The sequence below is a fragment of the Cupriavidus campinensis genome, from assembly GCF_905397395.1.
Lineage (GTDB): Bacteria > Pseudomonadota > Gammaproteobacteria > Burkholderiales > Burkholderiaceae > Cupriavidus > Cupriavidus campinensis.
The window spans coordinates 40,068-54,893 of sequence record NZ_CAJPVH010000021.1 but is presented as its reverse complement, the minus strand read 5'-3'; the positions used below and the strand labels follow the sequence as shown (position 1 = coordinate 54,893).

At 66.5% G+C, this 14,826-nt stretch carries 14 protein-coding genes; 8 read left to right on the top strand and 6 right to left on the bottom strand.

Annotation, left to right across the window (positions count from 1 at the left end):
* Positions 1–176: 176 nt before the first annotated feature.
* The 3 genes from KHO18_RS14115 to KHO18_RS14105 form a co-directional block, all read right to left on the bottom strand.
* Positions 177–446: a hypothetical protein gene (locus KHO18_RS14115; protein ID WP_144199631.1), complete on the bottom strand. Its 270-nt coding sequence runs from the start codon at positions 444–446 to the stop codon at positions 177–179.
* A 301-nt stretch (positions 447–747) separates the two neighbouring features.
* Positions 748–1,251: a DUF4399 domain-containing protein gene (locus KHO18_RS14110; RefSeq protein ID WP_144199633.1), complete on the bottom strand. Its 504-nt coding sequence runs from the start codon at positions 1,249–1,251 to the stop codon at positions 748–750.
* 40 nt (positions 1,252–1,291) lie between these two features.
* Entirely contained in the window at positions 1,292–1,732 is a 441-nt protein-coding gene (locus KHO18_RS14105) for a DUF4399 domain-containing protein (RefSeq protein WP_144199635.1), read from the bottom strand.
* Between the two features lie 282 nt (positions 1,733–2,014).
* On the opposite strand from KHO18_RS14105, the gene KHO18_RS14100 reads away from it, so the two are divergent.
* The gene (locus tag KHO18_RS14100; protein ID WP_144199637.1) at positions 2,015–3,286 is read left to right on the top strand and encodes a formylglycine-generating enzyme family protein; all 1,272 of its coding nucleotides are present in this window, start codon (positions 2,015–2,017) and stop codon (positions 3,284–3,286) included.
* Between the two features lie 34 nt (positions 3,287–3,320).
* Here the strand turns inward: KHO18_RS14100 and KHO18_RS14095 are convergent, their stop codons facing one another.
* A complete protein-coding gene (locus tag KHO18_RS14095; protein WP_211943407.1) occupies positions 3,321–5,453 on the bottom strand; it encodes a serine/threonine protein kinase in 2,133 nt (710 codons plus the stop codon).
* A 369-nt stretch (positions 5,454–5,822) separates the two neighbouring features.
* On the opposite strand from KHO18_RS14095, the gene KHO18_RS14090 reads away from it, so the two are divergent.
* The 4 genes from KHO18_RS14090 (at position 5,823) to KHO18_RS14075 (ending at position 9,525) form a co-directional block, all read left to right on the top strand.
* Positions 5,823–6,101, top strand: a complete 279-nt coding sequence (locus KHO18_RS14090) for a hypothetical protein (protein ID WP_144199641.1) — start codon at positions 5,823–5,825, stop codon at positions 6,099–6,101.
* Between the two features lie 30 nt (positions 6,102–6,131).
* A complete protein-coding gene (locus tag KHO18_RS14085) occupies positions 6,132–6,404 on the top strand; it encodes a hypothetical protein (protein WP_092290299.1) in 273 nt (90 codons plus the stop codon).
* 133 nt (positions 6,405–6,537) lie between these two features.
* Entirely contained in the window at positions 6,538–6,765 is a 228-nt protein-coding gene (locus KHO18_RS14080) for a hypothetical protein (protein ID WP_144199643.1), read from the top strand.
* Positions 6,766–7,608: 843 nt separating this feature from the next.
* The gene (locus tag KHO18_RS14075) at positions 7,609–9,525 is read left to right on the top strand and encodes a DEAD/DEAH box helicase (RefSeq protein ID WP_211943406.1); all 1,917 of its coding nucleotides are present in this window, start codon (positions 7,609–7,611) and stop codon (positions 9,523–9,525) included.
* 97 nt (positions 9,526–9,622) lie between these two features.
* On the opposite strand, the gene KHO18_RS14070 is transcribed toward KHO18_RS14075, so the two are convergent.
* Complete coding sequence (locus KHO18_RS14070) at positions 9,623–10,879, bottom strand: SUMF1/EgtB/PvdO family nonheme iron enzyme (RefSeq protein WP_144199647.1); 1,257 nt, start codon at positions 10,877–10,879, stop codon at positions 9,623–9,625.
* A 142-nt stretch (positions 10,880–11,021) separates the two neighbouring features.
* On the bottom strand, positions 11,022–12,107 hold the full coding sequence (egtD, locus tag KHO18_RS14065) for an L-histidine N(alpha)-methyltransferase (RefSeq protein ID WP_144199649.1): 1,086 nt from the start codon (positions 12,105–12,107) through the stop codon (positions 11,022–11,024).
* A 563-nt stretch (positions 12,108–12,670) separates the two neighbouring features.
* On the opposite strand from egtD, the gene KHO18_RS14060 reads away from it, so the two are divergent.
* The 3 genes from KHO18_RS14060 (at position 12,671) to KHO18_RS14050 (ending at position 14,821) form a co-directional block, all read left to right on the top strand.
* Complete coding sequence (locus tag KHO18_RS14060; RefSeq protein WP_144199651.1) at positions 12,671–13,375, top strand: TerC family protein; 705 nt, start codon at positions 12,671–12,673, stop codon at positions 13,373–13,375.
* 154 nt (positions 13,376–13,529) lie between these two features.
* Positions 13,530–14,324 carry a thymidylate synthase gene (locus tag KHO18_RS14055; RefSeq protein WP_211943405.1) on the top strand — a complete coding sequence of 265 codons (795 nt, stop codon included), beginning with the start codon at positions 13,530–13,532 and terminating at the stop codon, positions 14,322–14,324.
* Positions 14,321–14,821 (top strand): dihydrofolate reductase, encoded by a 501-nt coding sequence (locus KHO18_RS14050; RefSeq protein ID WP_144199655.1) that lies wholly within the window; start codon positions 14,321–14,323, stop codon positions 14,819–14,821. Before KHO18_RS14055 ends, KHO18_RS14050 begins: the two co-directional genes overlap by 4 nt.
* Positions 14,822–14,826: the final 5 nt, after the last annotated feature.

Sequence of the window (14,826 nt, the reverse complement as noted above, 5' to 3'; positions counted from 1 at the left end):
CTGCCTGCCGTGGCGCTCGACTGTATTGTGGTGCGAAGCGGAGCCAGCTCCAACCTCGACATGCGTGCGGGGCGAAAAAAAAGGCGCCGGGACGGAGGGGTCCCCGGCGCAATGCTCCCCGTGCGGCTCGGGGCACCGTCGTTCGCGGTGCCCTGCCGATCTGAACCGGCGATGAATCAGAACACGTTGTTGGAGGCGGTCTGCGACGTCGTGACCGTGTTCTTCAGATGGTCCTGGAAGGCCGAGCCGTTGCCGAACAGGTTGTTGACTTCCTGCATTTGCTGGTTGCTCTGGTTGATCGTCGTGGTCTTGTCGAAGTCGATCTTCACCGGGTGATAGATCGAGGTGTACGGGGCGAAGAGGCCCAGGCCACCGGATACGGCGCTCATCTTCTTGGCGTCGAGGGTTTCGGTCGAGGACAGGTCTTGGATGGTCAGCGTGGTCATTTCAGTTCTCCTAGAGAGGAAGGGGTAAGGCTTGGTTGGGTTGAGCATCGGGTTGGTGTCGCGCTCGGTTGTCATATCGCAGCAAGCGTGCCAGCCCGTGCCAGAAGGCAGAAAAAAACCCGCCAGGGCTGGCGGGTCAAGGGTTGGCGGAGCATCGCGTCACATGGGATGGGGTGCGGCCGGGCCCCGGCCTGTTGGTGGCGGCACAACGCCTGCGGGCAAACTGTCTGGCCGCTGCCAACATCGCCGATAAAAAAGGCGCGCATCGCTGCGCGCCGCGTGGAGCAGGCGTTCCGCCCGCCTACTTCACATAGATCGTGATCTTCTTCGAGTACACCGGCGGATTGGTCGGGATGTGCTTTTCGTCGCCCATCAGCAGTTGCAGCGTGTGCTTGCCAGGCGCCAGTTCCACCGTGGTCTCGGTCTCGCCCGCGCCGAAGTGCAGGTGGTTGCGGTCGTTGGGAATTTCCTTGTCCATCGGCGGCAGGTCCACATCGATCAGCAGATGGTGGTGCCCGGTGTTCGGGAACCTGACATCCTTGGGCGCCACGCCCATGTTGCGCAGCCCGAACCAGACCTTGACCGGCTTGCCGGCCGGCAGGGTCTGGTTGTTGTTGGGATAGCCGATATAGAGATAGGCGTTCTTCGGCGCCGGCGTGGGGCCGCTGGCCGGGGCGGCCGTGGCCCCACCATGCGCGGCACGCCCGGCCGTGGCGGCGGGCGCCGAGGCGTCTGCGGCCAGGGCGCTGCCTGCCCACAGACAGCCGGCGGCAAGAACGATCACTGCGGCGACTGGCTTCGTCATGGCTTCCCTCCCCTGCACGGCGATCATCGGCGAATGTGCGCTACCGCACGGTGATCGTGATCTTCTTCGAATAAATCGGCGGATCGAACGGCACATGCTTGCTGTCGCCCAGCAGCAGCTGCAGCGTGTGCTTGCCCGGCGGCAGTTCGATGCGCGCGTCGGTCTCGCCCGCGCCGAAGTGCAGGTGGTTGCGGTCGTTGGGAATTTCCTTGTCCATCGGCGGCAGCTCGGTGTCGATCAGCAGGTGATGGTGGCCGCAGTTGGGGCGCTCGATGCCCTTCGGGCAGACGCCCATGCCTTTCAGGCCCATGCGGACCCAGAGCTTGCCGCCTTCGATAACGGTGCCGTCGCTTGGCCAGATGATGTACGTCTCTGCGTTCTTCGGGGCGGGGGTGAGCGGCGTGGCGAGGGTGGCGTAGACGGCCAGTCCCGTGGCAAGCACGGTGGCCGCGAGCACGCGGAGCGGGGATCGACTGGACATACGCGGCTCCTCCCGGAGATCTGTCCGCTTCACACGGTGCCCTCACGGGAACACCGGCGAGGCGAGCGGGCAGCGGATCTTGATTGGTGTTGTGGCGGCAGTGCGCTCGGCGATGTGTCCTCAAGCGTAGGTCGGAAGATCGGAAAAAGCGAACGGAAGCGAACCGGGCGGCCCGGCACGGCGACCTTTCGCGCCACACCTGCTGTGCTATCTTGAAACGAGCCGGAATTGCGTCACGGCAACTTCACACCGCGCGCTGCGCAGCACCCACGGGGCCTGGATATGTGGCGGAAAACTCTTGTCGTGTCATGGATTGGCAGTGCGTTGTTGGGTGGTGGCGCGCTCTGCGGCGCGACCTCCGTCGCCCTCGGCGTGGCGGGTGCGATGTTCGCCACGTCGGCCAGTGCCGGCATCCTGCCGAAGAACAGTGACGAGCAGTACGAACTGTCGTTCTGGGACTCCATCAAGAACAGCAACTACGCGAGCGACTACGAGGCGTACCTGAAGCAATACCCGAACGGGCGATTCGCGGCGCTCGCCAAGTCACGCATCGAGCGCATCAAGGCCACCGCTCCGGCCCAGCCCGCCAAGCCCGAGCCGAAGGTGGAAGCCAAGCCGGCCCCGGCGCCGACACCCGCCCCACCGCCTGCTGCCCGCACCCCGACCACGCCCCCCACGCCCGCCACACCCGCCACACCCACCCCGCCACCCGCCGCCAACCAGCCGCGCTCGCGCAGTGGCGGGCCCATCGCGCAGGGCACGGTGACCTATGCGAACGAAGGCAAGGAAGGCGCCCCCGCCCCAGCCTCTGCGCCGGCCAGGCCGGCCGAAGCCAAGGGCGGCGAGATCCGCGACTGCCCGGCCTGCCCGGTACTCGTCAGCGTGAGCCCGGGCGGCTTCACCATGGGCAGCAGCACCAGCGACCCCGCCGAGCGCCCGCCGCACCGCGTGACCATCAGCCAGCCGTTCGCCATCGGCAAGTTCGAGGTGACCGTCGAACAATGGAATGCCTGCGCCGATGCCAACGCCTGCCCGCGCATTGCCACCAATCCTGCCGAGGCGAAGGCCGCCCCGGTACGCGACGTCAGCTGGGATGACACCCAGCAATACCTCGCCTGGCTCACCAAGACCACCGGCAAGACCTACCGGCTGCCCTCCGAGGCCGAATGGGAGTACGCGGCGCGCGGCGGCACCAGCTCCGCCTACTGGTGGGGCGACCAGATGCGCAAGGGCAACGCCAACTGCAAGGACTGCGGCGAGCCTTGGAGCGATGCCGCGCCGGCCAACGTCGGCTCGTTCCCGGCCAATCCGTACGGCCTGCACGACATGAACGGCAGCGTCTGGGAATGGGTGGCCGACTGCTGGCACAGCTCTTACAAGAACGCACCCGTCGATGGCCGGGCCTGGGACGAAGCGGCCTGCACTGCGCGCGTGATCCGCGGCGGCTCCTGGCGGGAGGGGGCGACCTACATGGTGTCTTCCACGCGCTTCAAGTACAGCACCAGCGTGCGCCAGTCACAGAACGGCTTCCGCGTGGCGCGCGACATGAAGTAGCGGACTGGCGAAGACTAGCTCGAACTAGCTCGAACTAGCGGGGGCTGGTCGAGATCTGCACGAGGTCCGCGCTGATGCGGTCCCGGCCGTACTTGCCGGCCATCTGCGCGAGCGGCTTGTCGAGCGCCCGCAGGTATTCCTGCCGGGTCTCGAACTCGGGCCGGCGCGAGTCGAACAGCGGCGCCGGGGTGGTCAGCAGCACCACCAGTTCCGTGCCGAATGGCCGCGAGACCACCCACTCCCCCGCCTCCCCGATCGTGGCGCTATAACTGGCCGGCGCCTGGTGCCCCGGAATACGCTTGCTGGGCACAAGGTGAGCCACCTTGCCATCGACGACGAAGTAATCGACGTAGACATAGGTCTCCTGCCCCGGCGTGGTCAGGTCCATGATCAGCGGCGTGCCCTCGGTCAGCTTGCTGCCGCCCCGGGTGCGCACCACGGCACCGCCAGGCTTGTGTCCGGACCAGTACGGCGCCACCAGGCGCACTACATCGCACTTGTCGGCGGCAAGCGGCTGGGCGTCGAATTTCAGCGATTTCACGCCGGGGATGGCGTTCAACTGGTCGCGCAGCTTGCGCGTGGCGGTCTCCGCCACGTAGCCCTCCACGTGCAGCGTGCCGCCATCGACGGCAGCCGTGAGCAGCGAGCACGGCGCGGCGGCCAGCACGGGCGTGACGGCCTGCAACGTGAGCCTGGGGTCGGGGGCCTTCGGAGCTACCGGCGCCTCGGCCGCTTTCGGCGGCTCTGCGGCCGGGGCTGGCGGCTCGGCAGCGGCCGGCTCGGTGGTGCCGGCCTGGGTGGTCTCCGTCGATGCCTTCGGCGGGGCGCCCATGCGCCACACGTAGTAGCCCAGTCCCGCCACGAGCGCGGCGCCCGCCAGCACGCCGCCAATCGCCATCGGCACGCTCGACGTTGCGCGCGCCGGCTCGGCGCCCAGCCCTTCCAGGAAACGCTTCACGGTGGGCGTGCGCGTGGCACGGTCGAGCGAGAGCGCCTGGCGCAGCGTCTTCCACTGGTTGCGGCTGAGCACCTTCGGCGGCGTCGGCTTCATATGCGAGGCCCGCGCCTGGTTGGCCGACATCCGCTCGTACGGATGCTTGCCGGTCAGCAGTTCATACGTCACACAGGCCAGCGCGTAGATATCGTCACGCGGATCGGGCTCGCGGTGCTCGAACATCTCCGGGCTGGCGTAGGCCGGCGTCATGCCGCCCAGCGAGCCGGGATCGAACACGGTCTGGTCCGCGTCGTCAGTCGGCTGCTGGAATCCGCGGGCGATGCCGAAGTCGATCACCTTGACCTCGCCACGATCGGTCAGGAACACATTGGCCGGCTTGAAATCGCAATGCACGAAGCCGCGCTCGTGCGCATAGGCCAGCGCCCGGCCCATGCCGACAATGATCGGCAGCGCCTTGGCATACGGCAGGCCCGCGAAGTCCGGCGCGCGCAGCACGCGGTTGAGGGACTTCCCGGACAGATATTCCATGGTCAGGAAGACCGTCGGGCCGTCCCGGTCGAAGTCGTAGACGGTGACGATATTCCGGTGCGCCAGCGTCTGCGCCTTGCGCGCCTCGCGCTGCAATGCCATCAGGGACTTGGGGTGCCCGCTGAACTGGAGGTTCAGCACCTTGATGGCGATATAGGGCTTGCGGTCGGAGGCTTCTAGCTTGCGCAGGTCGAGCGCCTTGTAGACCGTGCCCATGCCGCCGATGCCCAGGCACTCCTCGAGCACGAAGCGGCCGTTGAGGGTATCGCCCACGCCCTTGCTGGCCCCGGCGGTGACATAGCCGCCAGTGTTGCCCGTACTGCCAGTGTTGCCGCTTTGCCCGCCGGAGGGAGTGGACGGCGACGTGGCTGAAGAGAATGACGATGGCGACGATGGCGAAGGCGGCTCGGGCGCCATGCGGGTTTCCTCGCCCAGCGGCTCGCGCATGGCATCCCCGATGATCGGGTCGAACTGCGTGGCCACGCGCGACTCGATGCGGCGCATCACCTCGGCATAGACGCCAGGCGGCAGCGGCGCGCGCGTGTGTTCTTCACTGAGCACGCGGGCGAGCTGGGTCGGCTGGGTCTGGTCGTCCTGGAGGGCCAGGTCGACTGACGCAAGGAACTCGTCACGCGAGAGGCCACCGCGCTGGAAGTTGCGTATCAGGTCGGTCAGGCTAGACATCAGATGCGATCCCGACGAGTGGTTGCGGACCGGCGATGCCGCTACGTCACGAACTATCGCCCACGATGGATACTAGTGCGCACTCTGTCCAATCGCAAACCCGGTACTGCCCGGGTCGTTGGCCCTGCGCCGACAGGCGCGGCCGATGTGTTGGCGGCAATCCACCACTCGCCTCCCCCTGCGGCACCGCGCGCTGGCGCCGTGCCGGCGCCGACCATCCCGCAACGCCTTGCCCTACGCGGCTTTTCAGGTTTTTTCGATGTTCCGGGCCTGCGCTGGCACGCTTGCTGCGATATGACAACCGAGCGCGACACCAACCCGATGCTCAACCACCACCAAGCTTCACCCTTCCTCTCTAGGAGAACTGAAATGACCACGCTGACCATCCAAGACCTGTCCTCGACCGCAACCCTCGACGCCAAGAAGATGAGCGCCGTTTCCGGCGGCCTCGGCCTCTTCGCCCCGTACACCTCGGTCTACAGCCCGTTCAAGCTGTCCATCGACAAGCACACCGAGATCAACCAGCAGAACCAGCAGATGCAAAGCGTGACGAGCGCGTTCGGCAACGGCTCGGCCTTCCAGGAACACATGAAGAACACCGTGACGACCTCGCAGACGGCCAGCAACAACGTGTACGGCGCGGTCTGAACCCAACGGTTCCGGATCAAGGAGTCCATCATGTCTTCGATCATCGTGCGCGACCTTGCCGCCAGCAAGGAACTCGACCGCAAATCACTGTGCGCCATCCGTGGCGGCAACAGCTGGCTCGCCAAGGCCGGCAACATGGGCCCGCTGGCCAACGTCAACATCAACATCAACCAAAGCGTGCAGCAGCTGCAGCAGGTGAACGTGGCTGCGTTCAACAACAACACGCTGGTCGGCGTGGACCTGGGCAACATCAAGCTCGGCGTCAACCCGTCGCAGTGGGGCGGCAACTGGGCGGCGGCCTGACCGCCCCCCCAGTGGCGGTGCCGCCACGGCGGCACCGCTGGCCTATACTGAATCGGGCCCGCGCCTGCCCCGGCGCCGCCCGGCCGGCCCCAAACAGACCGGCCATGGCCAGGCCCAAAAGCTGGAGAACGCCATGGCAGTGATCGTCATCAAGGATTTGACGGAGAACATGGACCTCGACCGCGAGGCCATGAGCGCCATCACGGGCGGTGCCCGCACCGGAGGCGGCCGCCACTGGCAGGCCCACCGCCGTGCGCAGGCGCGCCTGATCCAGTATCCGGAAGGCTTCCCGGGCAAGCCCGAGGCATCCGGACAGCATGCAGGGCAGGAACGGGTGACCGGCAAGCTGCCGCGCAAATAGGCGCGATACGCCCCGGCAAACAAAGCAGTACCGTCGCAGCAAAGAAAAGCCCGCCAGACAACTGGCGGGCTTTGGTTGCGGACGGGCCCGGACCACCTGGGTCAACGTCGCCGGCGAATTCCGGTCATTCCTGTGCCAAGCATGTTTTCCCATGGTTCCGCCCATGACGCGGACGTCCATCCGGACCACCCGGATAGTCGAAGAAAACCTGGCAGTGGCATCAATGACCGCAATGCCGGGGGCGAGCGGCAAGCTAACCTTGCCGAAGGCGAGTCATCGGGAACGATGGGTGTCCGCCCCATGCGGGCATGGATTGCTCGCGCTCTGAGTATAGGCAGGACGCCCCCGCTTTCAAGCGAGAAGCATTCGCAAGTGGCGCAGGAGGATTGCGACGATGCCGATGTGCGCGACACATCTCGTTACGTTTCGCACTGCAACAAAAATTTAATTGTTCTGCTATACTCCGCGCCGTGAGTTTCGCACTGTGAGTTTCGCAACACGCCCGGCAATCCGGCCATGGCGTACCCGCTACCTCCCAAGCTCTGCACCCCGCCTCTGTCCTCCAGATGTTCCGTGACAGGTGTTGGCCAGAACGCACCGCTCACCAGACGTCGCCTCGTCTCCGATCCTGATGAACAGCCTGTTTGCCTGCGCTGTTTGCCTGCCAGGGATTAGTAGCCGGTTTATTTAGAACCAGCCGCCCGCCCTGCCTGCCGCCGTGTTGCCAGCTGAGTCTGTCGAACGGCCTACCGATTGGCGCCGAAGCCTTTTTTAAGACTTTGCACTGCGCCCACCCCTTTGCGCATGACCGCGGGGGTGCCATGCATATTTAATAAGCACGACATGACCCAGCACGATTTCCGTGCGGAGCAATCTTTTGCCTCCGCCACCGACGCATCCGCCACGCCCGCCGACATCAGCCCGCTCGACAAGCTCGACGCCATGCTGACCGCCGGTGACGCTCCGGAGGCGTCCGCAGCACCCGCCCAGGCAGCCCCGGCCATCGACATCGCCGACAACGGCTTTGCCAAGCTCGGCCTGGACGCCGCCATCCTGCGCGCCCTCTCCGAACTGAACTACCTCACGCCGACGCCGGTGCAGGCGCAGGCCATTCCCCAGTTCCTGGCCGGCCGTGACCTGCTGGTCTCGAGCCAGACCGGCTCGGGCAAGACCGCCGCGTTCATGCTGCCCGCCATCCAGCGCATCAGCGAGAAGCCGGCCCCGACGAACCGTCCGCGCAGCGACGAACCCGTCAAGCGCATGAAGGGCAAGCGCCCCCGTCCGTCGCCGGCCCAGCCGTCGCTGCTGGTGCTCACGCCGACGCGAGAACTGGCCCTGCAGGTGACCGAGGCCGCCGCCAAGTACGGCCGCCATCTGCGCCGCATCGTCTGCGCCAGCATCCTGGGCGGCATGCCCTACCCGAAGCAGCTGGCCATGCTGTCGAAGATGCCGGACATCCTCGTGGCCACGCCGGGCCGCCTGCTCGATCACATCGACGCCGGCCGGATCGACCTGTCCGCACTCGACATGCTCGTGTTCGACGAAGCCGACCGCATGCTGGACATGGGCTTTGCCGATGACATCGACGCCATCGTCGCGGCCACGCCGGCCACGCGCCAGACGCTGATGTTCTCGGCCACGCTCGACGCCCGCATCGCCCAACTGGCCTCGCGCCAGCTGCGCGACCCGCAGCGCATCGAGATCGCTGCCGTGCGCGCCGACCAGAGCAACATCGAGCAGCGCCTGCACTTCACCGACGACATGTCGCACAAGGAGCGCCTGCTGGATCACCTGCTGCGCGATACCTCGCTCAAGCAAGCCATCGTCTTCACGGCGACCAAGCGCGATGCCGACTCGCTGGCCGAACGGCTTTCGGATACCGGCTTCTCGGCTGGCGCGCTGCACGGCGACATGACCCAGGGTGCGCGTAACCGCACGCTGACCGCCCTGCGCCGCGGCAACATCCGCGTGCTGGTGGCGACCGACGTGGCCGCGCGCGGCATCGACGTACCCGACATCACCCACGTGGTGAACTTCGACCTGCCCAAGCAGGCGGAAGACTACGTGCACCGTATCGGCCGTACCGGCCGTGCGGGTCGCTCGGGTATCGCGATCAACCTCGTGAACCATGGCGACATGTTCCAGTGGAAGCGCATCGAGCGCTTCACCAACCACCGCATCGACGCGTCGGTGATCGAAGGCCTCGAGCCGCGTCGCCAACCCAAGCCGCGTTCGAACTTCGGCGGCAAGCCGGGCGGCAGCGGCGGCGGCTACCGTGGTAACGGTGGCACCGGCGGCGGTTATCGCGGCGGCAACAGCGGCAGCGGCGGCGGCTACCGTGGCAATGGCGGCACCGGCGGCGAGCGCAGCTTCGGCGACCGCAAGTTCGGCGGCGGCGAGAGCCGTGGCTTTGGCGATCGCGGCGGCTTCGGCAACCGTGAAGGCTTTGGCAACCGCGAAGGCGCTGCCCCGCGCGACGGCAACCGTGGCTTCGGCGACCGTGGCCAGCCGCAACAGCGTCCGTTCGGCGGCGAGCAGCAACGCAGCTTCGGCGGCGAGCGCTCGTTCGGTGGCGAGCAGCGCGGCTTCGGTAACCGTGAAGGCTTCGGCAACCGCGAAGGCGGCAACCGTGGCGGCTTCGGCGGCAATCGCGAAGGCGGCCAGCGCGACGGCAACCGCAGCTTCGGCGATCGTGGCGGCTTCGGCGGCCAGCGCAGCGGCAACAGCAACGGCAACAGCCGCTCGCGTTACGAGCGTTGATCGGGTGACCGGGTGACCGGTCGCTGCGATCCATGAAGAACGGCACCCCAGGGTGCCGTTTTTTATTGCCTGCGTGCGATGAAATCGACGTCGGGGCCTAGACCGCGCAGGACCGGAAGCCGACGAACGAGACGTCGTCCTCGGGCAGCAGCGCCATGCGCGCCCGGGTATGGCGCTGGCGCGCCGGGCTCGCGAACGAGACGCCGCGCACGGCCTGGTGCGTGCCGAAGCGGCCCACCAGTTCCAGATCGGCCGGCTGCGCCACGAAGCCCGCGTAGGGCTCGTAGGGCGTGGCCGTCCACTCGCGCAGCGCCCCCCATTGCAGGCCGCGATTCTGCGTGGCCGCCAGCTCCCACTCCACTTCCTGCGGCAGACGCCGGCCGGCCCAGACGCACCACGCCTGCGCCTCGAACAGCGTGACGTGACGCACTGGTTCGTCGGGGTTGAGCGTGCGCTCCGCGCCGAAGCGCGACACCATCCACGCCCGCGTCACCGCGTGGCGCGACCAGTAACGCGGCGCCGAGCGTTCCTGCGTCATCAGCCACTGCCGCCCCGCCGCCGACCACCACGAAGGGTGCTCGTAGCCGTGGTCTTCGACAAATTCCAGGAATTGCGCATTGGTGACCAGCGCGGCGTCCATGTCGAATGCAGGCACATAGGTCTGCTGGGCCGGCAGCTCGTCTGGGAGTGCGAGGCCGTCCGCGTCATGCCAGCCCTGCGTGAAGCGGCCGCCCGGGAAGTGCAGCGTGCCGTTATGCGAGACCGAGATCGACGGGCCCACGGCGGCCGGCTCGGCCGGCGCCATGCCCAGCGCCTGGAGCAGCGCGGCGATGGTCTCGCCCTGGGCATCCTCATGGAACAGCGCCCGGCGAAACGGATAAAGCGTGGCGTCTTCGTCGTCGGGCAGCAGCGCGATGCGGCGCAGCAGGCCGTCCAGCACCTGCGTGGCGTACTGCTTCACGCGCGCGACATCGGGCAGCACGATTTCCCAGCGCTCGTCCGGGCCGATGCGGTCCGGGTCGAACCATTCGTCGGCGCCATCGAGCAGCGACGGCTCGCTAGCCACCGGCAGCCGCACCCCACCCCGCTCGAGGTGGCGCACGCCACGCAGGCACCACCATTCGGCATGCCAGGCAATGTGACCGAGTGTCCACAATGGCGGATTGCAGTCGTATTGACGCGTGACCATCCAACCCTTGCGGGTCTGGCCGAACGCCGCCAGCCACGCCAGCGTGCGGTTGCGCGACTCCACCAGCGCCTGCGCCAGCCCTTCGCGCGGCAGCCGGCGCGCGTCAGCCCACGTCGCCTTGCCGCCAGTGAAGTGAAGATCGGGAAGCATGGAGAAGCCGCTCATCGACAGATCCGTGACAGAAGGTGAAAGGGATGCCGGGGCCACCGGCTGCGCGCATTATGACACTGGCGCGTCGATGGCCCCTCCCCGGGCATTCAATCCCCTGCTTGGTCTGCGGCTTCTTCGGCAACCGCCGCCGCGACGGTCAGCCGCGCGCGTGGAACACCGCGAACCAGCCGTTCGGATCAGTCCAGCAGACCGGATCGGTGAAGCCGGCCGACTCGAGCAGGATCGAGAAGTCCTCCGGACGATACTTATAGGAATCCTCCGTATGGATCTGCTCCCCGGCCGCGAAGCGCCGCTCTCCATCGGCCCAGCGCACGGTCACGTCGCGCGTGGCTTGCAGATGCATCTGCACGCGCGAGGACCGGGCGTCGAAGCTGGCCGCATGGCGCCAGTCATCGAGCGCGAAGTCGCTGCCGACGATACGGTTCAGGTTGCGCAGCACGTTGCGGTTGAACGCGGCGGTCACGCCCAGGGCATCGTCATAGGCCGACACCAGCGTCGCAGAATCCTTGAACAGATCCACGCCGATCAGCACGCCGTCGCCGCGCCCGGCCGCCGCACGCAGGCGCTGGAGCAGCGCGAGCGCCTCGATCGGGGCGAAATTGCCGATGCTGGAGCCCGGGTAGAAGAACAGCCGCCGGCCACGCCGGACGCCGCTGGGCAGGTCGAGCGGGCCGCAGAGGTCCGCGCCCAGCCCCAGCATCGGAATCTGCGGATTCTGCTGTTGCAGGCCGGTCAGCGTGCCGCGCAGGAACTCCACGGAAATATCGAGCGCCACGTACTGCGACGGCTGGAGGCTGGGGAACAGCCGCGCGGCCTTTTCGCAGTTGCCGGCGCCCAGGTCGATCAGCACGCAGCCGCTGCCGGCGCGCGCCGCAATGGCGGGCGCCGCGCTGGCAAAGATCGATGCCTCGGTGCGCGTGGGGTAGTACTCGGGGAGGTCGGTAATCGCCTCGAACAACCGGGAACCGAGCACATCGTAGAAGAACTTCGGACTGATGCTGGCCGGATGCCGGGTCAGGCCAGCGACGATCTCGGCGCGCAGTGCGCCGCTGTCCTCGTGGTACTGCTGGACGAATTCGGGCTGGAGCGCCGCGGCATGGCCATGGCCATGGCCATTGACGATGGCCGGGGACGGCTCGGGGGCGAAGGTGGGGGCGTGGTGGTTGTGATTGGCTTTGGAGAGAGGTCGGGTTGGGTTCAGTGGTGTCGTAACAGCCGGCATGACGCTTCCTTGTTGTCGATGGGGCACTACGTGAATCCCTCAAAACCGCCATGGCTGGCGCCAGGCGACCGCCTTCGGAGTCCGCGCCTGTGCAGTCCGGCGCGCACCGGCCGAAGCCGATCCCAATAGGATAGGTGCATATCGATATGCGTGCAGGATGCTTTGCATCGACTTACATCCGCTGACAATGTCTACATCTCCACCCAAACGCCTCATGTTAGATACATTCAAATGGCATGTAGGCTGCGCAACATTTTTTCTCGCATTTCGCTTATAATCCCGCCCAGCGCGACCGCTGCGCAGAATCTGCGGACGCGCCCCTTCAAAGGGGAGTAGCTTGGGGGCCATTGCCCTTAGCACAATCGTCATTCCGAGACGCGACCCGTCTCCGGTTGTGCTGACCCTGGCGCGCATTCCGCGCCTGTGTGTCGAGCAAGACCTTTGCAACCTGGTTTCACGTTGCAAAGGCGTTTTCAACTCCCATGCTCCGTGATCTCAGGTGAACAAAAACCCTTGCGGGCCAAATTGGCCTGCAGCTATTCGTTCGTACCCGAGGAGAGTTCATGGAGTGGTTTACCGATTTGTTCACGATGCAGTTCCTGACGGCGCTGCTGTCCATCGTCGTCATTGACCTGGTGCTGGCCGGGGACAATGCCATCGTGATCGCCCTGGCGGCGCGCAACCTGCCGCCGCATCTGCAGAAGAAGGCCATTGTCTGGGGTACCGTCGGCGCCGTGGTGGTCCGTTCGGCCATGACCATCGGCGTGGTCTGGCTGCTCAAGATCCCTGGCCTGATGCTGGTAGGTGGCCTGGCGCTGGTCTGGATTGCCTACAAGCTGCTGGCCGCCGAGGAAGATGGCGACGAGCACGGCGGCGGCGCGACCACGCTGATGGGTGCGATGAAGACCATCATCATCGCGGATGCGGTGATGGGCGTGGACAACGTGCTGGCTGTGGCCGGCGCCGCGCACGGCAGCTTCCTGCTGGTGGTGCTGGGCCTGCTGATCAGCATCCCGATCGTGGTCTGGGGCTCGACGCTGGTGCTGAAGCTGATGTCGCGCTTCCCGGTCATCATCTACGTGGGCGCCGGCGTGCTGGCCTTCACGGCCGTGCACATGATCGTCAAGGAGCCGCTGATCAAGACGTTCTTCGAGACGCATTCGGTCGTGCAGCTTGGCCTCTATGTGCTGATCATCGGCGGCGTGCTGGGCGCGGGCTACCTGACGCAGAAGCGTCGCGTGCGCACGACTCCGGCCGAAAGCCACTGACATCAGTCAGACCCCGGCCCGCGGCAGCCCCCTGCCGCGGCGCAGCAGAAGACCGCCTCCGGGCGGTCTTCTGCTTTTCGGATTGCGGGTAAAATCCCCGCTTGGCGCCCCAAGGCGCCGACATCACTTTCTCCCCGCCCTCGCTTCCAAGCCGATGAAACAGTATCTCGACTTCATGCGCCATGTTTACGAGCATGGCACCGACAAGGCCGACCGCACCGGCACGGGCACCCGTTCGGTGTTCGGCTACCAGATGCGCTTCGACCTGAACGAGGGCTTCCCGGTGGTCACCACCAAGAAGCTGCACCTGAAGTCCATCATCCACGAACTGCTGTGGTTCCTCCAGGGCTCGACCAACATCGCCTACCTGAAGGAACACGGCGTGTCGATCTGGGACGAGTGGGCTGACCAGAATGGCGAACTCGGCCCGATCTACGGCTACCAGTGGCGCGCCTGGCCGACACCGGACGGCCGCCACGTGGACCAGATTGCCGACCTGATGCAGCAGATCCGCAACAACCCGGACTCGCGCCGCCTGATCGTCTCGGCCTGGAACGTGGGCGAAATCCCGCAGATGAAGCTGCCGCCCTGCCACGCGTTCTTCCAGTTCTACGTGGCCGATGGCAAGCTGTCCTGCCAGCTCTACCAGCGCAGCGCCGACATTTTCCTCGGCGTGCCGTTCAACATCGCCAGCTACGCGCTGCTGACGCACATGATCGCGCAGCAGGCCGGCCTGACCGTGGGCGACTTCGTCTGGACCGGCGGCGACTGCCATATCTATAACAATCATTTCGAGCAGGTGGAAACCCAGCTCGCGCGCGCGCCGATGACGCTGCCGACGCTCCAGATCCTGCGCAAGCCGGACAGCATCTTCGACTACAAGTACGAGGATTTCGCGCTGGTGGGTTACGAATCGCACCCCGCGATCAAGGCGCCGGTGGCCGTATGACGCTGCTGACCCTGATCGTCGCCCGGGCGCGCAACGGCACCATCGGCCGTGACAACACGCTGCCGTGGCGCCTGCCGGAAGACCTCCAGCATTTCAAGCGCACGACGATGGGCGCGCCGGTCGTCATGGGCCGCAAGACGTGGGATTCCATCGGCCGGCCGCTGCCGGGGCGCCGTAATATCGTGGTGAGCCGCAACCGGGACCTGAAGCTGGAAGGCGCCGAGGTGGTGGCATCGCTCGAAGACGCCCAGCGGCTCTGCGTGGGCGTGGAGCAGGTCTTCCTGATTGGCGGCGCGCAGCTCTACGCCGAGGCGCTGCCCAGCGCGGACCGGCTGATCGTCACCGAGATCGACGCCGATGTGCCGGGCGACGCCTTCTTCCCGGCCGTGGACCGCACCCGCTGGATCGAACTGGCCCGCGAGACGCATCATTCCGAGGCCAACCAGTTCGACTACGCGTTCGTGACATACGAGCGGCCACCTTCCGGCGAAGAGTAAGCCGA